General features: G+C 70.1%; 17 protein-coding genes. 4 read left to right on the top strand and 13 right to left on the bottom strand.

All coding sequences use genetic code 11. From position 1 onward, the window contains the following. Positions 1-8: 8 nt before the first annotated feature. The 7 genes from OG587_RS24865 to metH form a co-directional block, all read right to left on the bottom strand. Positions 9-1,052: an ABC transporter ATP-binding protein gene (locus OG587_RS24865; protein ID WP_329079277.1), complete on the bottom strand. Its 1,044-nt coding sequence runs from the start codon at positions 1,050-1,052 to the stop codon at positions 9-11. Then, entirely contained in the window at positions 1,049-2,062 is a 1,014-nt protein-coding gene (locus OG587_RS24860; RefSeq protein ID WP_329079276.1) for an ABC transporter permease, read from the bottom strand. Before OG587_RS24860 ends, OG587_RS24865 begins: the two co-directional genes overlap by 4 nt. An 81-nt stretch (positions 2,063-2,143) precedes the next feature. Then, on the bottom strand, positions 2,144-3,922 hold the full coding sequence (locus OG587_RS24855; protein WP_329079274.1) for an ABC transporter substrate-binding protein: 1,779 nt from the start codon (positions 3,920-3,922) through the stop codon (positions 2,144-2,146). A 58-nt stretch (positions 3,923-3,980) separates the two neighbouring features. Next, positions 3,981-4,991 carry an ABC transporter permease gene (locus tag OG587_RS24850; RefSeq protein ID WP_329079272.1) on the bottom strand — a complete coding sequence of 337 codons (1,011 nt, stop codon included), beginning with the start codon at positions 4,989-4,991 and terminating at the stop codon, positions 3,981-3,983. A gap of 265 nt (positions 4,992-5,256) precedes the next feature. After that, a complete protein-coding gene (locus OG587_RS24845; RefSeq protein WP_329079271.1) occupies positions 5,257-5,802 on the bottom strand; it encodes a cellulose synthase in 546 nt (181 codons plus the stop codon). 121 nt (positions 5,803-5,923) lie between these two features. Then, complete coding sequence (locus tag OG587_RS24840) at positions 5,924-6,610, bottom strand: HAD family hydrolase (protein WP_329079268.1); 687 nt, start codon at positions 6,608-6,610, stop codon at positions 5,924-5,926. A 33-nt stretch (positions 6,611-6,643) separates the two neighbouring features. Further along, on the bottom strand, positions 6,644-10,108 hold the full coding sequence (gene metH, locus OG587_RS24835) for a methionine synthase (protein ID WP_329079266.1): 3,465 nt from the start codon (positions 10,106-10,108) through the stop codon (positions 6,644-6,646). Between the two features lie 352 nt (positions 10,109-10,460). Here metH and OG587_RS24830 point away from each other — a divergent pair, with 352 nt between their 5' ends. Both OG587_RS24830 and OG587_RS24825 read left to right on the top strand, forming a co-directional pair. Continuing rightward, positions 10,461-11,315, top strand: a complete 855-nt coding sequence (locus OG587_RS24830) for a PAC2 family protein (RefSeq protein ID WP_329079264.1) — start codon at positions 10,461-10,463, stop codon at positions 11,313-11,315. A gap of 222 nt (positions 11,316-11,537) precedes the next feature. Continuing rightward, positions 11,538-12,176, top strand: a complete 639-nt coding sequence (locus tag OG587_RS24825) for a hypothetical protein (protein WP_329079262.1) — start codon at positions 11,538-11,540, stop codon at positions 12,174-12,176. Here the strand turns inward: OG587_RS24825 and OG587_RS24820 are convergent. The 5 genes from OG587_RS24820 to OG587_RS24800 all read right to left on the bottom strand — a co-directional run bounded on the left by OG587_RS24820 (position 12,080) and on the right by OG587_RS24800 (position 19,119). Further along, complete coding sequence (locus OG587_RS24820; protein ID WP_329079261.1) at positions 12,080-12,985, bottom strand: sirohydrochlorin chelatase; 906 nt, start codon at positions 12,983-12,985, stop codon at positions 12,080-12,082. The genes OG587_RS24825 and OG587_RS24820 overlap by 97 nt on opposite strands. Continuing rightward, complete coding sequence (locus tag OG587_RS24815) at positions 12,982-14,151, bottom strand: uroporphyrinogen-III synthase (RefSeq protein WP_329079260.1); 1,170 nt, start codon at positions 14,149-14,151, stop codon at positions 12,982-12,984. The genes OG587_RS24820 and OG587_RS24815 overlap by 4 nt, the downstream gene beginning before the upstream one ends. Before the next feature lie 70 nt (positions 14,152-14,221). Further along, the gene (gene nirD / locus OG587_RS24810) at positions 14,222-14,575 is read right to left on the bottom strand and encodes a nitrite reductase small subunit NirD (protein WP_329079258.1); all 354 of its coding nucleotides are present in this window, start codon (positions 14,573-14,575) and stop codon (positions 14,222-14,224) included. 94 nt (positions 14,576-14,669) lie between these two features. Further along, positions 14,670-17,117, bottom strand: a complete 2,448-nt coding sequence (nirB, locus tag OG587_RS24805; RefSeq protein WP_329094002.1) for a nitrite reductase large subunit NirB — start codon at positions 17,115-17,117, stop codon at positions 14,670-14,672. A gap of 679 nt (positions 17,118-17,796) precedes the next feature. Then, positions 17,797-19,119: an MFS transporter gene (locus OG587_RS24800; protein ID WP_329079256.1), complete on the bottom strand. Its 1,323-nt coding sequence runs from the start codon at positions 19,117-19,119 to the stop codon at positions 17,797-17,799. A gap of 235 nt (positions 19,120-19,354) precedes the next feature. Here OG587_RS24800 and def point away from each other — a divergent pair, with 235 nt between their 5' ends. Both def and OG587_RS24790 read left to right on the top strand, forming a co-directional pair. Next, positions 19,355-19,831: a peptide deformylase gene (gene def, locus OG587_RS24795; protein WP_329079254.1), complete on the top strand. Its 477-nt coding sequence runs from the start codon at positions 19,355-19,357 to the stop codon at positions 19,829-19,831. 215 nt (positions 19,832-20,046) lie between these two features. Continuing rightward, positions 20,047-20,250: a cold-shock protein gene (locus OG587_RS24790; RefSeq protein ID WP_329079252.1), complete on the top strand. Its 204-nt coding sequence runs from the start codon at positions 20,047-20,049 to the stop codon at positions 20,248-20,250. Between the two features lie 376 nt (positions 20,251-20,626). On the opposite strand, the gene mshC is transcribed toward OG587_RS24790, so the two are convergent. Further along, positions 20,627-21,850, bottom strand: coding sequence for a cysteine--1-D-myo-inosityl 2-amino-2-deoxy-alpha-D-glucopyranoside ligase (mshC, locus tag OG587_RS24785; protein ID WP_329079250.1), 1,224 nt, complete (start codon positions 21,848-21,850; stop codon positions 20,627-20,629). Positions 21,851-21,917: the final 67 nt, after the last annotated feature.

The following is a 21,917-nucleotide window of genomic DNA, read 5'->3' as shown; positions in this document are numbered from 1 at the left end:
TCGCTCGCTCACGTGCTCTCCATCATCGGCTTGATCTCGTTCTCCCAGATGGACCGCCGTTGCGCGCGGGGCATGTGGCAGCGGACCAGGTGGCCGCCGTCGGTCTCCAGCAGCTGCGGCACCTCCGAGGTGGCCTTGCCCTCGGTACGGCCGGCGAAGGCGCAGCGGGGGTTGAAGGCGCAGCCGGACGGCACGTTGATCAGCGAGGGCGGGGAGCCCTTGATCGGGAGCAGCCGCTCGGTGGGCTCGCGGTCCAGGCGGGGCATCGAGCCCAGCAAACCCCACGTGTAGGGGTGCTCGGGCCGGTAGAAGGTGTCCTCGGCCGTGCCGTACTCGACGCACTTGCCGCCGTACATCACCAGGATGTCGTCCGACAGCTCGGCGACCACGCCGAGGTCGTGGGTGATGACGATCAGCGCGGAATTGAACTCGCTCTGCAGGTCGCGCATCAGGTCCAGGATCTGCGCCTGGACGGTCACGTCGAGGGCCGTAGTGGGCTCGTCGGCGATCAGGAGCTCGGGGTCGCAGGAGAGCGCCATCGCGATCATCGCGCGCTGGCGCATGCCGCCGGAGAAGTGGTGGGGGTAGTCGTCGACCCGCTTGTCGGGCTGCGGGATCCCCACCCGGCCGAGCATGTCGATCGCGTGCTTGCGGGCGACGGCCTTGCTCACCTTGTGGTGGATCCGGTACGCCTCGACGATCTGGGCGCCCACGGTGTAGTACGGGTGCATGGCGGACAGCGGATCCTGGAAGATCATCGCCATCTTCTTGCCGCGCAGGGTCCGCACGTGGTCGGCGTTCGCGCCGACGAGCTCCTCGCCGTCCAGCCAGATCTCACCGGAGATCTTGGCGCGGCCGCCCTTGTGCAGGCCCAGGATGCCGAGGCTGGTCACGCTCTTGCCGGAGCCCGACTCGCCCACGATGCCCAGGGTCTTGCCCCGGTCGAGCTTGAACGACAGGCCGTCGACGGACTTGACCAGGCCGTCCTCGGTCGGGAAGTGGATGCGCAGGTCGCGCAGTTCCAGGAAGGACTCCGGTGCGGGAGTCGTCATGAGAGCCTCACCCTCGGGTCGACCACCGCGTACAGGACGTCCACGATGAAGTTGGCCAGGACGATGAAGATCGCCGCGAACAGGGTCACGCCCAGGACGACGGGCAGGTCGTTGCTCCGGATCGCGTCGATGACCAGCTTGCCGATGCCGGGGATGGAGAAGGTGCTCTCGGTGAGCACCGCGCCGCCCAGCAGCAGGCCGAGGTCCAGGCCGAAGATGGTGAGGATCGGGGTCAGCGTGGCGCGCAGGGCGTGTTTGGTCACGACCGTCCGCTCCTTGAGACCCTTGGCGCGGGCGGTGCGGATGTAGTCCTCGCCCATGGTCTCCAGCATGCCCGCCCGGGTGAGCCGGGCGTACAGGGCGGCGTACAGGAACGCCAGGGTGATCCAGGGCAGCACGAGCGCCTGGAACCACATGATCGGATTCTCGGTGAACGCCGTGTAGCTGCCGCCGCCGGGGAAGATCCCCAGCGTGTACGCGAACAGCGACAGCGACACCAGGCCGGTGAAGTAGATGGGGAGCGACACTCCCGCCAGCGCGATCGTCATGGCCGCCCTGTCCATGGCGGTGCCGCGTTTCAGCGCGGAGATGACGCCCACGCTGACGCCGACGACGACCCAGGTGATCGCCGCGCCCAGGGCGAGGGAGATCGTCGCGGGGAGCCGGTCGAGCAGCGTCGGCCAGACCGGCTGGTTGTTGTTGAAGGAGAAGCCAAAGCACGGTGCCGGGCACTCGGCCTTGCGCGGGCCGAGCGAGTAGTCCTGACCGGCGACGATGCCCTGCGCGAACCGGCCGTACTGCACCAGGAGCGGATCGTCCAGGTGCAGTCGCTTGACGGCACCCTGGATCGCCTCAGGGGTGGCGTCTCGCCCGACGTAACGCGACGCCATGCCCTCGGGGGTCTGTCCCAGAGCACGCGGGATGAGAAAGAAGATCGCGAAGGTGGCCATGCTGACAATGGCGAGCATCAGCACGGCGGCGATCACGCGGCGGACGATGAAAGCGACCACGATCGTTCGGCCGGGGTGCCCGGGAGGATCGCTCCCGGGCACCGTCAGGCCTTCACCTGCCTTTGGCTAACTAGGGAAGGGCTACTGCTGGACGCCGAGCCACGTGTAGTCGTACATGCCGTAGGCCGGGTGCACGTACACGTTGGTCAGGGTCGACGGACGGAAGATGAGGGTCTTCTCGTAGACGAAGGACATGAAGGCGGCAGACTCCATGACCTTCTGGTCGACCTGGGCCCAGATCTCGTTGCGGGCGGCGGCGTCGGTGGTCTGGATGCCCTTGTCCAGCAGCTCGTTCACCGACTTGTCGTTGAGCTCCATCATGTTGTAGTTGCCGGAGTCCTTGATGAAGCGACCGTCGACGATCTGCGACAGGAATCCGAAGCCGGACGGCCAGTCGGAGCCCCAGCCGGCGATCATGATGCCCAGCTTGTTGGCGTGCACGAACTCCGGCTTGCCGGCGTACTGCGCGCTCCAGTCACCCGAGGGGTACTTCTTGATGGTGGCCTTGATGCCGACCCGGTCGAGGGAGGCCTGGAGGGCCTCGGCGACCTGGACCTCCTTGGTGCGGTCACCGCGGACGGCGATGTTGGTCTCGAAGCCGTTCGGCTGGCCGCAGGCCGCCAGGTGCTCCTTGGCCTTGGCCAGGTCGCCCTTGTGGTCGGCACCGTTGGGGTACAGGTCGAACTGCTTGTAGCCGACCGTGGTCGGGGTCATCGCGGTGGTGCCGATCTCGCCGCCGAGCGGGCCGCCCCAGGGCGCCTGGGTGGCGGTCTTGTCGGTGGCGTACTGGATGGCCTTGCGGCAGTCGATGTTGTCGAACGGCTTCACCGCGGTCGAGATCATCGCGTAGCGGTTGAACGGCGTGAAGGGGTTGTCCGTGGAGTCCTTCAGCTTGGCGTCCGCGACGATCTGGGCGCGGGCCGCCGGCTGCACGCCGGTGCCGCCGAGGTCGACGTGGACCTGGCCGCTGATGAGGCGCTTGTCGATGTCCTCGGCGTTCTGCTTCATCTGGACTTCGATGCGGTCGGGCAGCTGCTTGCGGGTGGTGTCGGTGGCCGGGTCCCAGTTCTCGTTCTTGACGAGGTTGAACTGCTTGCCGATCTCGTAGCTCTCGATCTTGTAGGGGCCGGTCGAGGCGACGGTCTTCTCGTAGTCGAGGCCGGTGTCCTTGGCCTGCGGCACCGGGGCGGACTGCGGGTTGGCCACCAGGAAGTCGAACTCCGCGAACGGCGCCTTCAGCTTGAAGACGACGGTGTAGTCGTCGGGGGTCTCGATGCCCTTGAAGTCGTCGAGGTTCTTGTCCTTGTAGGGACCCTTGTAGTCACCGGCGTCGAGGTACTGGGCGAAGTACTTCGGACCGTCGGTGAGCTCTTCGGTGAAGTTGCTGCGGGCGATGGCGTACTTGACGTCCGTGGCCTTGACCTCGGTGCCGTCGTCGTACTTGATGCCCTTCTTGATCTTGTACGTCCAGGAGAGGCCGTCCGCGGCCATCTCGCCGGGGCCCTCGGCCAGGTCCGGGACCAGCTTCAGACCGGCGTCCCCGGCGGCGGGGGCGTAGGTCATCAGCGGGCGGGCGTACAGCCGGGTGAAGTTCCAGTTGAACGCGTAGTACGTGTTGCCCGGGTCCATCGAGTCGGGCTCGTCGGAGTAGGCGAACTTGAGGGTGCCGCCCTTGGTGTCGGCGGCGTTGACGACCTTGGTGTAGGCGTCGTTGTGCTTGGCCGCGGAGGCTGCGGCACCGGTCCCCTGGTTTCCTGAGGACGTGTTGCCACCGCCACCGGCTGTTCCGCCACAGGCGGCCAGTCCCATGGTCAGCGCGGTACCCAGCGCGGCGAGCGCCAGGGCGTTGATCTTCCTCATCGTGGTGGTACACCCCTTGTCGTGAGTGACGGAGATATAGAGGACGGTCGCTTGTTCGCTACCGGGCTCGCGGGTCGAGGGCGTCCCGGAGCCCGTCGCCCAGCAGGTTGAACGCCATGACGGTGATGAAGATCGCCAGGCCCGGGACAATCATGAAGAGCGGGGCGGTCTGGTAGTAGTCGACCGCCCTGGTGAGCATGCCGCCCCAGGAGGCCTGGGGCTCGTTCACACCGACACCGAGGAACGACAGAGCCGCCTCGAACAGGATGTTCGTGGGGATCAGCAGGGTCGCGTAGACGAGGATCGGCGCCACGAGGTTGGGGAACATCTCGCGGAAGATGATGTAGCGGTTGCCCGCGCCCAGGGAGCGGGCCGCGTCGACGAACTCACGCTCGCGCAGCGACAGGGTCTGGCCGCGCACGATGCGCGCGATGTACGGCCAGTTGAAGAATCCGATGATGAACACGATCACCGCGATCCGCAGGCCGTTGCCCTTCAGCCCGAGGGCCTGGTCGGGGACGGCGCCGACGATGGCGATCGCGAACAGCAGCAGGGGGAAGGCGAGGAAGACGTCCATCGCCCGGCTGATGAGGGTGTCGACCCAGCCGCCGAAGAAGCCGGCGAGCACGCCCAGCAGCGAGCCGAGCACCACCGAGAGCAGCGTGGACAGGAAGGCGACCAGCAGCGAGATCTGGGCGCCGGAGATGATCCGGGCGAAGATGTCGCGGCCGTTGACCGGCTCCAGGCCGAGCGGGTGCTCGAAGCTCATCCCGCCCCAGGCGCCCAGCGGCGCACTCGTCATGGGATCGATGAGGTCGTTGTTGGGAATGTTCGGGGAATCGCCGAACAGGGCGATGATCCCGCCGAACGGACGCTCCGCGAAGATCGCGATCAGCGTCAGGAAGACCACGACGAAAGCGCCGATAATTGCTGCTTTATCGCGCTTCAGGCGCAACCAAGCTATCTGGCCGAGAGAACGGCCTTCGATGGCTTTTCCGCCCACCCCTTCGAGAACAGCCTCCGGCTGGGCCTCCATGGCCGTGCCAGGGACGTCGAGCGGTGCGGTCATACAGTGGCCCCCTGGATCCCAGACGACGTTGTCCGTCAACGCGTCCCCCGGGTCGGGGTAGCGCGCCGTAAGTCTACGGGCCAGTATTCGTGGTCCCGTGCGCAGAATCTATGGGCTGAACTGCGCTGACCAGTCCTCTGAGGCGCTATGTGGCTTAACTGTGATTCACGCGAAATTCATTCGTTTTGATCTTGAAGGTAATGTCCGGAAGCCGTTCCGCTTCTGTCTCGGATTCGTGACATTGAAACGAGGCGGTGACGTAGCGTCATCCGATCCCGCGACGCTTGAGGATGTCCTCGATATCGGAGAAGTCGTCATCGGCCGCCGGCTTCGCCGCGGGCCGGGAGGCGGCGGGCTGGGAAACGGGCGCGGGAGCGGCCTTGCGCTTGGGCAGCGGCTGCGTGACGGCCGTCGCGCCCGGCACTCCCGGCGTCACGGCCCCGCTCCGCGCCGGGGCGCTCGCGACGGGTGCCGGGGAGGCCCCGGACGCCGAGGCGGCGGCCCTGAGGCGGCGTCCGCGCAGGAAGCCGGAGACCAGGAAGAGCAGCACGGCGAGCCCGGTCACCGCCACCCCGGACCACACCACGGGGTTGAACGCCAGGCCGGTGAGGAACCCGCCGATCGCCGTGCCGATCTGCCACACGGTCGGCAGCGCGCCGGTCAGGAAGGCGGCGACGGGCAGCAGCGACCAGGCCGCGGCACGCAACCCCGCCGCGGCGCCCCGGCGCCGCATCAGCAGGAAACTCAGCACCAGCCCCACGCCGGTGACCCCGGCACAGAGCGGCAACCACGCGATCTGGTCGTACGGCATAGCGGACCGCCCCTCGTATCGGCTTACCCGTATATCCATCCTGGCACGTCGAATCGGGACGGGCCCTCCTTCCTGAGGAGGGATCACCCCCTAAGGGATACGGCCCGGTCCGCGCGAAAGATCAGGGACGATCCCCGACATCGGACGGCTCACCGGAGGACAGCTCACCGGAGGACAGCGAGCGCAGGATCGCCACGTCGACCTCCAGCAGCGAGCCGACGACGAGGCGGCCGGGCGCGGCGGGAATCGGCAGCACGCTCGGCACCGCCACCACCCGGCAGCCCGCGGCGGTGGCCGACGTCACCCCGTTCGGGGAGTCCTCCAGCGCGACGCAGCGGGCCGGGTCGACGCCCAGCAGCCGGGCGCCCGTCAGGTAGGGCTCGGGGTCGGGCTTGGTCCTCGCGACGTCGTCACCGGTGACCACGCGGTCGAAGTTGTACGCGCCGATGCTCTTCAGGCACGCCTCGGCGATCGGCCGGACCGACGAGGTGACCAGGGCGGTGGCCAGGCCCGCCCCGCGCACCTCGGCCAGCAGCTCGGCGGCGCCGGGCATCATCTCCACCCCGCCGGCGAGCCTGGCGATCATGCCCTCCAGCATCCAGGCCTCCACCTCGGCGGGGGTGGCGCCCCCGCCGGAGATCCGGAGCATGTAGGCCACGGTGGCAGGCATGGAACCGCCCACCAGGTTCTCCTGGTGGGCCTCCCCCCATTCGCCGCCGAGCCGTTCCATCACCTCGGTCTCGACCTGAAACCAGATCTTCTCGCTGTCGACGAGAAGCCCGTCCATGTCGAAGAGAACAGCTTCCATCCCCGGTGAACCCCCTGGCCGATCACACGCCGGTCATACGTTGAAGTAGTTGGCCTCGGGGTGATGGACGATCAGCGCCGACGTCGACTGCTCGGGATGGAGCTGGAACTCCTCCGACAGCTCGACGCCGATCCTCGCCGGATCGAGCAGCCCCATCAACTGGACCTGGTCCTCCAGATTGGGGCAGGCCGGGTAGCCGAAGGAGTATCGGCAGCCGGCGACGTTGACCTTGAGCATGTCCTCCAGCGACTCATCCCCGCCGATGCCCAGCTCGGAGCGTACACGCGCGTGCCAGTACTCGGCCAGGGCCTCGGTCAGCTGCACCGACAGGCCGTGCAGCTCCAGGTAGTCGCGGTAGGCGTCCTTGGCGAACAGCTCGGCCGCCGCCTCGGAGACCCTGTTGCCCATCGTCGCGACCTGGAAGGCGACGACGTCGACCTCGCCGGAGTCCTTGGAGCGGAAGAAGTCGGACAGGCACAGGTGCCGGTCGCGGCGCTGGCGCGGGAAGGTGAAGCGGGTGCGCTCATTGCCCCCCTCGTCCAGGATGATCAGCGAGTCGCCGTCGCTGACGCACGGGAAGTAGCCGTAGACGACCGCCGCCTCCAGCAGCCCGTCGGTCTGCATCCGCTCCAGCCACATCCGCAGGCGCGGACGGCCCTCGGTCTCGACCAGTTCCTCGTACGAGGGCCCGTCGCCGCCGCGCGCGGCCTTGAGGCCCCACTGACCCATGAACGTCGCCCGCTCGTCCAGGAAGGCGGCGTACTCGGCGAGCGGCACTCCCTTGATGACGCGCTCGCCGAGGAAGGGCGCCGTCGGCACCGGGTTGTCGGCGGCCACGTCGGAGCGGGCGGGCAGCTCCTCCACCGGGGTCCTGACCAGGGTGGCGCCGCTCTTGACCCGGCGCTCGCGCAGCGGCGGCAGGCTCGCGCCCTTCTCCCCGCGCTTGACCGCCATGAAGGCGTCCATCAGGCGCAGTCCCTCGAAGGCGTCGCGGGCGTAGCGGACCTGGCCCTGGAAGAGCTCCGCGAGGTCCTGCTCGACGTAGGCGCGGGTGAGCGCGGCCCCGCCGAGCAGCACGGGGAACTTCTCGGAGATGCCCCGGGAGTTCATCTCCTCCAGGTTCTCCTTCATGACGACCGTGGACTTCACCAGCAGCCCGGACATGCCGATGACGTCGGCCCTCTTCTCCTCGGCGGCCTCCAGGATGACCGACACCGGCTGCTTGATGCCGAGGTTGACGACCTCGTAGCCGTTGTTGGAGAGGATGATGTCGACCAGGTTCTTGCCGATGTCGTGCACGTCGCCCTTGACGGTGGCGAGCACGATGCGGCCCTTGATCTCGCCCTCGACCCGCTCCATGTGCGGCTCCAGGTAGGCGACCGAGGTCTTCATCACCTCGGCCGACTGGAGCACGAACGGCAGCTGCATCTGGCCGGAGCCGAACAGCTCGCCGACGGTCTTCATCCCGTCGAGCAGCACGTCGTTGACGATCTCCAGGGCGGGACGCTGGGCGAGGCCCTCGTCGAGGTCGGCCTCCAGTCCCTTGCGCTCGCCGTCGACGATGCGGCGCTTGAGCCGCTCCCACAGCGGCAGCGCGGCGAGCTCCTCGGCCTTGCTCTCCCTGAGCGCGGCGGCGTCGACGCCGTCGAACAGCTCCATGAACCGCTGCAGCGGGTCGTAGCCCTCCCTGCGCCGGTCGTAGACCATGTCCAGGGCGACCCGGCGCTGCTCCTCGGGGATGCGGGCCATCGGCAGGATCTTGGAGGCGTGCACGATCGCCGCGTCCAGGCCCGCGTTGACGCACTCGTTGAGGAAGACCGAGTTGAGCACGATGCGGGCGGCCGGGTTGAGGCCGAACGACACGTTGGACAGGCCCAGGACCGTCTGCACGCCGGGGTGGAGCCGCTTGATCTCCTTGATCGCCTCGATCGTCTCCAACGCGTCGCGCCGGGTCTCCTCCTGGCCGGTGGCGATGGGGAAGGTGAGCATGTCGACGAGGATGTCCTCGACGTTCATGCCCCAGTTGCTCGTCAGGTCCTCGATGAGGCGGACCGCGATCTGGACCTTCAGGTCGGCGGTGCGGGCCTGGCCCTGCTCGTCGATGGTGAGGGCCACCACGGCGGCGCCGTACTCGCGGACCAGGGTCATGTTGCGGTGGAAGCGCGTCTCCGGGCCGTCGCCCTCCTCGTAGTTGACCGAGTTGACGACCGCGCGCCCGCCGAGCATCTGCAGCCCGGCCTCCAGGACGGCGGGCTCGGTGGAGTCGAGGACGACCGGCAGCGTGGAGGCGGTGGCGAAGCGGAACGCCAGCTCCCTCATGTCGGCCACGCCGTCGCGGCCCACGTAGTCGACGCAGAGGTCGAGCATGTGCGCGCCGTCGCGGGCCTGCCCCCGCGCGATCTCCACGCACTCCTCCCAGTCCTGGGCGAGCATCGCCTCGCGGAACACCTTGGAGCCGACGGCGTTGGTGCGCTCGCCGATGGCCATGTACGAGATGTCCTGGCGGAAGGGGACGCTCTGGTAGAGAGAGGAGGCGCCGGCCTCGGGGCGGGGACGGCGCGGGGCCGTCTCCTGCCCGCGGACCCGCTCGACGACCTGGCGCAGGTGCTCGGGGGTGGTGCCGCAGCAGCCGCCGACCAGGGAGAGCCCGTAGTCGCGGGTGAAGTTCTCGTGCGCCGAGGCCAGCTCCTCGGGGCTCAGCGGGTAGTAGGCGCCGTCGGAGGTCAGCACGGGCAGCCCGGCGTTGGGCATGCACGACAGGCGGACGCGGGCGTGGCGGGCCAGGTAGCGCAGGTGCTCGCTCATCTCGGCGGGGCCGGTCGCGCAGTTGAGGCCGATCACGTCGACGCCGAGCGGCTCGATCGCGGTCAGGGCGGCGCCGATCTCCGAGCCCAGCAGCATCGCGCCGTTGGTCTCGATCGTCACCTGGGCGATGACCGGCACGTCGCGGCCCGCGTCGGCGATCGCCCGGCGGGCGCCGATCACCGCCGCCTTGACCTGGAGCAGGTCCTGGGAGGTCTCGATGATCAGCGCGTCGGCGCCACCGCTGACCAGGCCGGCGGCGTTGTCGTAGTAGGCGTCGCGCAGCACGGCGTACGGCTTGTGCCCGAGGGTGGGGAGCTTGGTGCCGGGGCCGATGGAGCCCAGCACGAAGCGCGGGCGGTCGGGGGTGGAGTAGGCGTCGGCGGCCTCGCGGGCGACGCGGGCGCCGGCCTCGGAATACTCGAAGACGCGCTCGGAGATGTCGTATTCGCCGAGAGCTGAAAGGTTGGCCCCGAAGGTGTTGGTCTCGACGCAGTCGACCCCCACCTCGAAGTAGGCCTCGTGCACGGCGCGGACGATGTCGGGACGGGTGACGTTGAGCACTTCATTGCAGCCCTCATGGTCCTGGAAGTCATCCATGGTGACGTCGTGGGCCTGAAGCATCGTCCCCATGGCCCCGTCGGCGACCATCACGCGCTCGGCCAGGACTTCACGGAAAGACGGAGTGCTTGTCATGGGAACAAGAGTACTGGGATCCGTCCGGGCACTAATTGTTCTTGGTGGCAATTGAACCCTTTGTCCAATTGATTCCACCGATTCTCTGAAGTACCAATGGTTGCTGATCACACCATCCCTATCGGCCTTTGTCCGCGCCGGCGGTTCCCCGGCCGCGGGGGTGGCCTCCCCGCGGCCGGCGGCCGGAGCCCGGCGGCCCGCGCGGGTCACGGTGCCCGGCGCCGTCCGGCGGGTGACGGCCGCGCGGGCCGCGACGTCCTGATCGTCCGTACCGCGCCGGGAAGGTGACGTGAAGGCCCCCTCACCGCATAGGCTTAGCCGGATAGGACGTGAGGTGAGAAGGAGGGGGCGCGTGATCGAGATCGAAGGTCTGCCCGAGCTCGTCGACCCGGTGATGATCGCCGCGTTCGAGGGGTGGAACGACGCGGGTGAGGCCTCGAGCGGAGTGATCGCGCACCTGGAGGACGAGTGGAAGGCGACCCCGCTGGTCTCCCTGGACCCGGAGGAATACTACGACTTCCAGGTGACCCGCCCGATCGTCGAGATGGGCGAGGGGCTGACGCGCTCCATCACCTGGCCGACCACCAAGCTGTCGGTGGCCAGGCCTCCGGGCGTCGACCGCGACGTGGTCCTGCTGCGCGGCATCGAGCCCAACATGCGCTGGCGCGCGTTCTGCGAGGAGATCGTGCTGGTCTGCCGTGAGCTGGGGGTCGAGCTCGCGGTCCTGCTCGGCGCGCTGCTCAACGACTCGCCGCACACCCGCCCGGTGCCGATCGTGGGGTCGGCGACCGACGAGGGCCTGGCCAGGGCGATCAACCTGGAGCTGAGCCGCTACGAGGGGCCGACGGGCATCGTCGGCGTCCTCCAGCACTCCCTGGGCGCCGCCGGGCTGCACGCCGTGTCGCTGTGGGCCTCGGTGCCGCACTACGTGGCCCAGCCGCCCAACCCGAAGGCCACCATGGCGCTGCTCAGCCGGATGGAGGACCTGCTCGACATCCCGATGCCGCTGGGCGAGCTGGCCGAGGAGTCCCGGGCCTGGGAGCACGGCGTCGACGAGCTGGCCTCCCAGGACAGCGAGGTCGCCGAGTACGTCAAGGAGCTTGAGGAGCGCAAGGACGCCGCCGAGCTGCCCGAGGCGAGCGGCGACGCCATCGCCGCCGAGTTCGAGCGCTATCTTCGCCGCCGCGACCGTGACTCCGACGGCTGAACTCACGGCGTACGGTTACCACCGGCCGCTGTTTTTCGCCTAGGTTGAACCCAGGTTGCGCCCGGGGTCGAGCCCGGGTCGACAGGCACTGATCGGGCACGCCCCGCACTCGCCGGGGTCGCGCCGAGCGGAAAACCGGACGTCGGCGACTGCACGGCCAGGAAAGACCCGGCCTCGCGGACACCGGTGAACGACGCATCACTGTTACGACCATCTGTCCATGTGACTGCGCACGTTAGGGCGACCATGGCGACTCCCCATATCGATCCGTACCGCAAGACCGCCGACCCGCACCGGAACGCGCAGGAGGCACGGCTCCGCGTCCTCGAGCTGGCCGCGTTCATGAAACGCGAGGAGGCCGACGACGCCTCACGACCGCGCTCTCGGGGCACCGCTACCGGACACGCCGTCGACATGTTCCTGGCCCTGCTGCAGGACCGGCTCCCGGTCTGGCGGCGCATCCTCGACGACCTGATGTACCTGGTCGGCAAGGGCCGGGTGAGCGAGAACCTGCTGCCCATCACGCGAGCCGGCATCGACTACTACTGCGAGGTCCAGTCGGCGGCGCTGCCCGCCTTCACCTCCCCCTCGGTCACCGTCCGCTTCCGCGAGGCGATGCGTGACAGCGACATCGGCCCGATGTCCGAGATCGTCCCGCTCACCGCGTACCTGGCGGCCGAGCAGCGGGCGGGGCGCCTCTCCCCCGAGGTCGTCCCGGTCGCCAGCGCCCGGCTGCTGCTCGCCGGGTGCTTCCGCCACGCCTACTACGAGATCCTTCTCGGCTCCGACTCCCTGCCGTCGCGGGACGAGGTCGCCGAGGAAATCGTCCGGGAGCTGAGGCTGGAGCCCCAGCGAGCCTGATCTCCTCCCGGGACCACCGGCGCCAGGCGGACCCCGCCGGGCCCCGGACGCTCGGACCCCGGCGGGGCCGGGCGCGCCCGGTCGGCACCCGCCGCCGCGGACGCCAGGCGGGCCCGGACGCCCCCCGAGGCCACCGATGCCAGGCGGGCCTGGTCGAACCGGGCCCACACCAGCGCGGCCAGGTCGGCGTCCACCCCCAGGGGAGCGGCGACCAGGTCGGCGCCGGACGCCTCCAGGCGGTCCTGGAAGAAGCCGGGGGCCAGCAGGTAGGAGGCCAGCGCGATCCGCGGCGCCGGTCCCGAGCGCAGCCGGTCCAGGGCCTCGGCGATCGACGGGGCGCCCGTCGCGGCGAAGGCCGCGGTGACCGGGCGGGAGAGCCGGACCGCCAGCAGCCTGGCCGCCGCCCGCACGTCGGCCAGCGCGGCGGGATCGGACGACCCCGCCGCTCCCAGGATCACCGAGTCGGCCGCCCTCAGCCCCGCAGTGGACAGCCGCCTGGCGAGGACCGAGGTGAGCAGCGCGTGCGGTCCCAGCGGGGCCGCCACCACGGCGTCCGGCCTGGCCTCGGCCACCACGGAGGGCAGGTCGATGTGGACGTGGTAGCCGCCCGCCAGCAGCAGCGGGACCACCACGACGGGGCCGGGCAGGCCGGGAAGCACGTCGGCCAGCAGAGGTGAGCTGATCTCCAGGAACGCCTGCTCCACGCGCGTTCCCCGGCGGCCCCCGCGCACCAGGTCCCGCAGTCCGGCCAGGGTCTCCTCCCCCCTCGCGCTGCGCGTCCCGTGCCCGGCCAGGACCAGCGTCGTCACAGGCCTTCGCCCCGGTCGCAGGCCAGGCGGTAACCGCGCTTGACGACCGTCTCGACGATCCCCGCGGGGCCGAGGGCGCGGCGCAGGCGGGTGATGGCCATCTCCACCGCGTGCTCGGCCGAGTCGCGCGACGGGCCGCCGGGGAGCACGGTCCGCAGGTCGGAGCGGGCCACCACGTGTCCCGGCTTGTCGGCCAGGCGCTTGAGGACCGCCATCGGCGCCGGCGGCAGCGGCTTCAGCTCGCCGTCCACCGCGACGGCGTGGCCGCGGATCTCCAGCTGGTGGCCGCCCGCGACCAGGCGGGTGACGCTGTGCTCGGGCAGGTGCCTGGCGAGGGTACGGGCCAGCGTGCCCAGGCGGGAGCGCTCGGGCTGCACGGTGGGCACCCCGCGCGCCTCCAGCGGCCCCGCGGTGACCGGGCCCACGCAGGCGGCGACGACCGGCCCGGCGAAGGCCGCGACCAGCGCGTCCTCCAGGCCGTCCGCGCGGGCGGAGTTGAGCATGGCCAGCACGGCGGGGGCACTGGTGAAGGCCACCGCGTCCACCCCGCCGGAGATGGCCTGGCTGACCAGCCGCCGCAGCGGCGACACGTCGCGGTAGGGCAGCCACCGGTAGACCGGCACCTCGATGACCTCCGCGCCCGCCTCGCGCAGCGCGGCCACGAAACCGGTCAGCGGCTCCCCGTGCAGCTGCACGGCGATGCGGCGCCCGCGCAGGTCCTGGGCGAGCAGGTGCTGCTTGACCTCCTCGCACGACTCCGTGGGCGGGGTCCAGTGGTCGACGAGGCCCGCCGCCCTGACCGCGCCGCGCGCCTTGGGCCCGCGGGTCAGCAGCCTGGCCGAGGTCAGGTGCTCGGAGAGGTCGACGGAGAGCCCCCAGCCCTCGGCCGCGGCCATCCAGCCGCGGAAGCCGACGCCGGTGGTGACCACCACGTCGTCGATCGGGGCGGACAGGCTGGCGCGGGTCGCGGCCAGCAGGTCGGCGTCCTCCGCCAGGGGCACCAGCCGGATCGCCGGGGCGCGCACCACCCTGGCGCCCCTGCGTTCCAGCAGCGCGCAGAACTCCTCGCGCCGCCGGGTGGCGGTGACCCCGATCGTGAACCCGGCCAGCGCGTCGGGCGCTGTCTCGGGAGAGCCGATGGGACTGTCCAGAACGGCGATGCTCATCTGTCGTTCACCACTCCTCGCTCGATGTTTCCTCGGTATCCGGTCGCCCGCGGCCCCACGGCGCACCCGCTCACGGCGAACCCACCTCCACCGTTCCGCCGGTGACGCGGATCGGATAGGTCGGCACGGCCACCGCGGGGTCGTCCAGGCACACCCCCGTCGTGAGGGAGAACACCTGCTTGTGCATGGGGGAGGCCACCACGGGCTCGCCGGCCCTGGTGCCCACGATCCCGCGGGACAGGACGTGGGCGCCGCTGAACGGATCGTGGTTGCCGATCGCGAACAGGGAGCCGTCGAAGGCGCGGAACAGCGCGATCTGCCTGTCGCCGACGAGCGCGCACGCTCCGCGCTCGGGCAGCAGGTCGGTGTAGGAGCAGACCGGGGTCCAGCGGGTCGTCTCCAGGTCTTCTCTCAGGGCTGTCATCGGTGAAGGTCTCCTCTCCTCGGGTCCTCGGGGTGCGACGGCGGCGATCCGGTACGGCCGGGGCGGGACACGGATCAGGACGGATCAGGACGACTCAGGAACGGACGACCTCCAGCGGGATCAGGACCGGTTTCACCTGGTCGCGCTCGGTCTCGAAGGCGATCGACGGGTCCGGGGTCCCGGGGGCGTTGACGAAGGAGACGAACCGCCGGAGCTTCTCCGGGTCCTCGATCGCGGCACGCCACTCGTCGGCGTACCCGGCCACGTGCCGCTCCATCTGGGCCTCCAGGTCGGCGCAGATCCCCAGGGAGTCGTCCAGGACGACCTCCTTGACGTAGGCCAGGCCCTGGGCCTCCAGCCAGGCGGAGGTGCGCTGCAGGCGGTCGGCGGTGCGGACGTAGAACATCAGGAACCGGTCGATGACGCGGACCAGCTCCTCGGTGCTCAGGTCGCCGGCGAACAGGTCGGCGTGGCGCGGGGTGAAGCCGCCGTTGCCGCCCACGTAGAGGTTCCAGCCCTTCTCGGTGGCGATGACGCCGAAGTCCTTGCCGCGGGCCTCGGCGCACTCGCGGGCGCAGCCGGAGACGGCCGACTTCAGCTTGTGCGGCGAGCGCAGGCCCCGGTAGCGCAGCTCCAGCGCGATGGCCAGGCCGACGGCGTCCTGCACCCCGTACCGGCACCAGGTCGAGCCCACGCAGGACTTCACCGTGCGCAGCGCCTTGCCGTACGCGTGCCCGGACTCGAAGCCCGCGTCCACCAGGCGCTTCCAGATCAGCGGGAGCTGCTCCACGCGGGCCCCGAACAGGTCGATCCGCTGCCCGCCGGTGATCTTGGTGTAGAGGCCGAAGTCGCGGGCCACCTCGCCGATCACGATGAGGCCGTCCGGGGTGATCTCCCCGCCGGGGACGCGCGGCACCACCGAGTAGGTGCCGTTGCGCTGGATGTTGGCCAGGAAGTGGTCGTTGGTGTCCTGCAGGGCGGCCTGCTCGCCGTCGAGGATGTGGCCGTTGCCGAGCGAGGCGAGGATCGAGGCGACGACGGGCTTGCACACGTCGCAGCCGCGCCCGGTGCCGTGCTCGGCGATGAGGTACGAGAACGTCGTGATGCCGCGCACCCGGACGATGTCGAACAGCTCCGCCCTGCTGTACGCGAAGTGCTCGCACAGGGCCTTGGAGACCTCGACGCCCGAGGAGACAAGAATCCGCTTGAGCGTCGGGACGCAGCTGCCGCAGGTGGTGCCCGCACGGGTGCACGCCTTGATGCCGGGGACGTCGGTGAGGCCGTGCTCGGCGATGGCCTCGCACACCTGCCCCTTGGTGACGTTGTTGCAGGAGCAGATCTGCGCGTCGTCGGGGACCTCCATGTTCGCCGGGCCGCCGGTGAACAGCAGCTCGCTCGGCGAGCCCGGCAGGTCGCGGCCGACGAAGGGCTTGAGGGTGTTGTACGGGGTGGCGTCGCCGACGCAGATCCCGCCGAGCAGGGTGCGGGCGTCGTCGCTGACGAACAGCTTCTGGTAGACCCCGCCCACCGGGTCCATGAAGGTCACGTCCAGCGCGCCCTCCATCGCGCCGAACTGGGCGACCTCCACGCCGAGCAGCTTGAGCTTGGTCGACAGGTCCGCGCGGGTGAAGACCGCCTCGCCGCCGAGGATGCGGTCGGCGGCGACCTCTGCCATCGTGAAGCACGGCCCGGCCAGCCCGTAGACCACGCCCTCGTGCAGGGCGCACTCGCCGACCGCGTAGATCGCCGGATCACCGGTGCGCATCCCGTCGTCCACGGCGATCCCGCCGCGCCCGCCGACCTCCAGGCCCGCCTGCCTGGCCAGCTCGTCGCGGGGCCTGACGCCCGCGGAGAAGACCACGATCTGCGCCTCGACGGTCTCGCCGTCCGGCTTGACCAGGCCCGCGACCCGCCCGTCCGGGCCCGCGACGATCTCCTTGGCCCCCGCCTGGGTGTGCACGCTCAGGCCGAGCGCCTCCACGTGGCCGCGCAGGACGGCGCCGCCGCCCTCGTCGACCTGCCGGGGCATGAGCCAGCCGCCCATCTCCACCACGTGCGTCGCCAGGCCCAGGCCGCGCAGCGCGTCGGCGGCCTCCAGGCCCAGCAGGCCGCCGCCGATCACGACGCCGCTCGTGGCGCCCGAGGCGGCCTCCCTGATCGCGTCGAGGTCGTCGATCGTGCGGTAGACGAAGCAGCCGTCCAGCTCCCTGCCGGGCACCGGCGGCACGAACGGGCTGGAGCCGGTGGCCAGCACCAGCACGTCGTACGGCTCGCGGTGGCCGTCCGCGGTGGTGACCTCACGCGCCCGCCTGTCGATGCTCACGACCCTGGACGACAGCCGCAGCACGACCCCGTCCGGCGTCGGATAGGTGAGGTCCTCGATGCTCCTGCCCGCCAGGTAGGAGGTGAGCGCCACCCGGTCGTACGCCGGCCGGGGCTCCTCCCCCAGCACCGTGATGCCGCCCGCGAAGCCCTTCGCGACCAGCGCCTCGACCAGCCGGTGCGATGTCGGTCCGTGTCCCACCACGACGAGCCGTGACATGGTCGCGCTCCTTTTCCCGTCCGCTCCGCTGTCGTCCGCCCGCCCCTCGCGGGGCGCTCCGTTCACCCGGTCCACGTCCGCCCCGGCCTCGCCGCCCGTCCGGCGCGCGGCCGGTCCCTCGGCGCTCACGCCGGGCCCCCTTCCCGGTCGCCGAGCCGGTCGGCGACGTCCTCGCGCGCCCTGCCGCCGGAATCCGGCGTCCTCCCCGTCCCACGCGACCGCTCGGCGGGTCTCCTGAGGGTCTCGGGGCCGCTCCGCCCCCCTGACGGCGGAGCGACCGCTCGGCGGCGGAGCGGCGCCCACCCTGGATCGGTCGTGGTGCCGCTCCTCCCGGCCCACCGGGCGGTGGGCGGCACGACGCCGGCCGTCTCCCGCGCGGCGGGGCCGCCGTGACGCGACGTGATGGTGATGGTCTCGCCCGTCGCGGCGTTCACGCCGTGCCGCGGAGCGCGGTGCGGATGGCGCGTCGCCGTCCCAGCCTTCACAGGCGTCTGGGGGTGAAGTGAGACCGGCATGGATCCGATGGTGCTTTCAGGCGGTTTCACCGCGAGGTCTCCTCTGTTACCGATGTGCTACAAGCCGCTAACCGCGTTCACATTCGCGATGAGGCCGATGTGAGTTGTCCATCGGCCGGGCCGGTGCCGGATGTGAGCAGAACGGGTACCTGGCGCGCCGGCGGTCACACGCGGGCCGCCGCCAGACTCGGCACGGATCCCGCGGTACGCAGGTAGCAGCCCCAGGTGATGACCGCGCACACCAGGTAGAAGGCGGCGAAGGAGGCCAGCGCGGCGCCCGCTCCCCCGGTCGCGGCGATGGAGCTGCCGAATCCACGGTTGATGAAGAATCCACCGAAGGCGCCGATCGCGGAGATGATCCCGATCGCGGCGGAGGCGTCCCGCTTCCCGATGGCCGCGGCGGCCTCGTGGGCCTGCGTACCCGGGGCGACGCCCGCCACGGCCTTGGCCCGGAAGATCGCCGGGATCATCCGGTAGGTCGAGCCGTTGCCGATGCCGGTGGTGGCGACCAGGAGCATGTAGGCGCAGAAGAACAGCGCGAAAGCGTGCTGGGACAGACCCTGCCAGACCAGCGCCGCCGCGCCCGCCATCGCGGCGAAGTTGACGAGCGTCACCCGCGCCCCGCCGAGCCGGTCCGACAGCCAGCCCCCGATCGGGCGGATCAGCGAGCCGAGCAGCGGGCCGATGAAGGCCAGCCCCACCAGGGAGGCCTGCTCGGGGAACTGGCTCTTGATGAGCAGCGGGAACGCCGTGGAGTAGCCGATGAAGGAGCCGAAGGTGCCGATGTACAGGACCGACATGATCCAGGTCTGGGCCCGGCCGGCGACCTTCAGCTGGTCCGCGGGACTGGCCTTGGCGGAGGTCAGGTTGTCCATGAAGAAGTAGGCGCCGATCGCCGCGGCCAGGATGAACGGGATCCAGAACAGTCCCGCGGCGGCCAGGCCGAACGCCCCGATCACCAGGGGCATGACGAGCTGCACCGAGCTGACCCCGATGTTGCCGCCCGCGGCGTTGAGCCCGAGCGCCGACCCCTGCCTGTCCTGGGGGTAGAAGTAGGTGATGTTGGCCATGCTGGAGGCGAAGTTGCCGCCGCCCAGACCCGCCGTGGCCGCGATGACCAGGAACACCCAGTAGGGGGTGCCGGGATCACCGACCGCGATGGCCAGCAGCACCGCGGGCACGAGCAGCAGCAGGGCACTGACCACGGTGAAGTTCCGGCCGCCGAACCTGGCCGGGGCGAAGGTGTACGGGATGCGCAGCGCCGAGCCGACCAGGTTGGGCAGGGCGACCATCCAGAAGAGCTGGTCGGTGGAGAACTCGTAGGAGCCGAGTTGCACGGCCACGATGCTCCACACGGTCCACAGCGTGAATCCGAGGTGCTCGGCGAAGATGGAGAAGACCAGGTTCCTGCGGGCCACCTTCCTGCCCTGTCCTTGCCAGAAGTCGGGGTCGTCGGGCCGCCAGTCGCTGATCCAGGGCTTGGCCATCGTTCCTCCTGCGGTTTCGGGGGCTACGATCCCGAAACCTAAGAGAACGGCATTACGCACATTTACTATCTGTGATGGTGCGCCGGTTACGTGTGACTAACCATGGAAATACGCAATGCACAGGTCGCACACTCGCAACATTCCGGAAACGCAAAGGGCGACGGGGTAACGGTTGAGCCGGAGCGACAACGGGAAGCGTCTTCGGTATTCAGTTCGTTCGCTTCGGGGAGTGTGCGTGGCTGTCCAGCCCATCCGACCGTTCACCGATCCCGTGCTCCGCACGGTGTCCGAGCCGGTGACCACCTTCGACCGCGCGCTGCGCGGCCTGGTCAAGTCGCTCCAGGCCACGATGCGCGCCGGCGCGGGCCGCGCGGGACTCGCCGCCCCGCAGATCGGCGTCCCCCTCAGGGTGGTCGTCTACGAGCTGGACGGCAAGTCCGGCCACCTGGTCAACCCGCGCCTGGAGCTGTCCGAGCGGAAGATCGTGGCCGACGAGGCCTGCCTGTCCGCGCCCGGCCGCTGGTGGCCGCTGGAACGCTCCTACATGGTCACCGCCCGTGGTCGCGACATGTTCGGCAAACCCGCCACCGTCCGCGCCCTGGGCATGCTCGCCCGCGTCCTGCAGCACGAGGCCGACCACCTCGACGGCACCCTCTTCGTCGACCACCTCCCCGAGGAGGATCGGGAGCGCTTCCTCGACTCGATTTCGTGACTTGCGCATCACAGAAGCGTCGGATAGGGTCGTATGGTTGCAGTCGTAGTTCTCAGTTTAGCCTTATCATCTCAAGTGCTTATGAGAAGTCCGCCGACAGCGGACGTTACACAGTTTCTCCGGATGGTCTCCGCGGGTGCATGGTAGGGTCCGCAACGCAGCCCCGTGCCGCCGACCTGGTGGTTCGGTGAGGCTCCCAATGAGGAGAAGTAGTTTTGTCTGAGGGCACCGTTAAGTGGTTCAACGCCGAAAAGGGCTTCGGATTCATCGCACCGGATGACGGCACCGCCGATGTCTTCGTGCACTACTCGGCTATCAACTCCGGCGGCTACCGCAGCCTGGAGGAGAACCAGCGTGTCAGCTTCGTCACCACGCAGGGCCAGAAGGGCCCCCAGGCCGACAAGGTCGAGGTCATCTGACCTGGCTTGACCTCAAAGGCTTAGGCTGAGCCCGCACCGCGCAAGCGGTGCGGGCTCAGTTCTTTCCCGGGCGCGGGTGTCTCCCCCGCGCCGTCCGGGCACGGTTTTGAGCGGTCCCGGACCAGGCAGGCCCCGGGCCGTCCGGACGGCGCCGGGCGGCTGGGCGGGGCGGGCGGCTGGGCTGGGCCGGGCGGCACCTACCCCGGGGCCGGCGCCGCCCGGAGTCTCGGACCCCGGAGCGCGACGTCACCCGGGCGGAGATGTCAGACGGAGACGTTCGGCATGGATGCCATCCGGCACCGCCCAAAGCCCCGAGCGCGACATCACCCGGCCGGAGATGCTCGGCACGGACGCGCCATCCGGCACCGCCTGAAACCTAGAGCGCGACCCCGAGCAGCGCGTCCACGGTCTCCCTGACGAGGACCGGCGCGTCCGGGTCGCTGCCCCCCTCGGACAGGGCCCGCTCGGCCCAGTCGTCGACGACCGCCAGGGCTCCGGGGGCGTCCAGGTCGTCGGCCATCCGGGCGCGTACCCTCTCGAGCACGACACCGGCGTCGGGGCCGGTCTGCAGCCCCGCGGCCGAGCGCCAGCGGGCCAGCCGCACCTCCGCCGAGGCCGGCTGCTCGGAGGTCCACTCCCAGTCGGAGCGGTAGTGGTGCGCCAGCAGGGCCAGCCGGATGGCCATCGGGTCGGTCTCCCGGCGCAGGCGGGAGACGAAGACCAGGTTGCCCTTCGACTTGGACATCTTCTCGCCGTCCAGGGCGACCATGCCCGCGTGCACGTACGCCCTGGCGAAGGGCCACTCCCCACAGGCCACGTGGCCCTCGTGGGCGCCGCACTCGTGGTGGGGGAAGATCAGGTCGGAACCGCCGCCGGCGACGTCGAAACCACTGGACAGGTTCGCCAGGGCGATCGCGGTGCACTCGATGTGCCAGCCGGGCCTGCCCAGGCCGAACGGCGAGGGCCAGGACGGCTCCCCCGGACGCTCCGCGCGCCAGAGCAGCCAGTCGAGCGGGTGCTTCTTGCCCGGCCGGTCCGGATCTCCCCCGCGCTCGCCGAACAGGGCGAGCATGCGCTCCTCCGAGTAGCCGGAGACGGCACCGAACTTGGGGGCCGCGGCCACGTCGAAGTAGACGTCGCCGTCGAGGTCGTAGGTGGCGCCCTTGTCACGCAGCGACGCGACCAGGTCGGCGACCTGGTCGATCACCTCGGTCACGGCGACGTAGTCGCGCGGCGGGAGGATGCGCAGCGCCTCCATGTCGGTCCGGAACAGCTCGATCTCACGCTCGGCCAGGTCACGCCAGTCGATGCCGGTCTGCCCCGCGCGCTCCAGCAGGGGGTCGTCGACGTCCGTGGCGTTCTGGGTGAAGTGCACCTCGTGACCGGCGTCGCGCCAGACCCGGTTGACCAGGTCGAAGGCGAGGTAGGTGTTGGCGTGGCCCAGATGGGTGGCGTCGTAGGGCGTGATGCCGCAGACGTACATCCGTGCCGTGGGGCCCGGCTTTGTGGGGCCGACCTCTCGCGCGGCGGTGTCGAACAACCGCAGCGGGACACCGGCACCGGGAAGCCGAGGAACCTTCGGCTCAGACCACGATCTCATAAAATGCAGCCTATCCAGCAGTTAGACCACCCCGGTTGGCTCGGGGTGGTGGACATATGGGCACTCA

Origin of the sequence: Streptosporangium sp. NBC_01469 (assembly GCF_036227305.1) — a bacterium.
Lineage (GTDB): Bacteria > Actinomycetota > Actinomycetes > Streptosporangiales > Streptosporangiaceae > Streptosporangium.
This window is presented reverse-complemented; position numbering and strand designations above follow the sequence as displayed.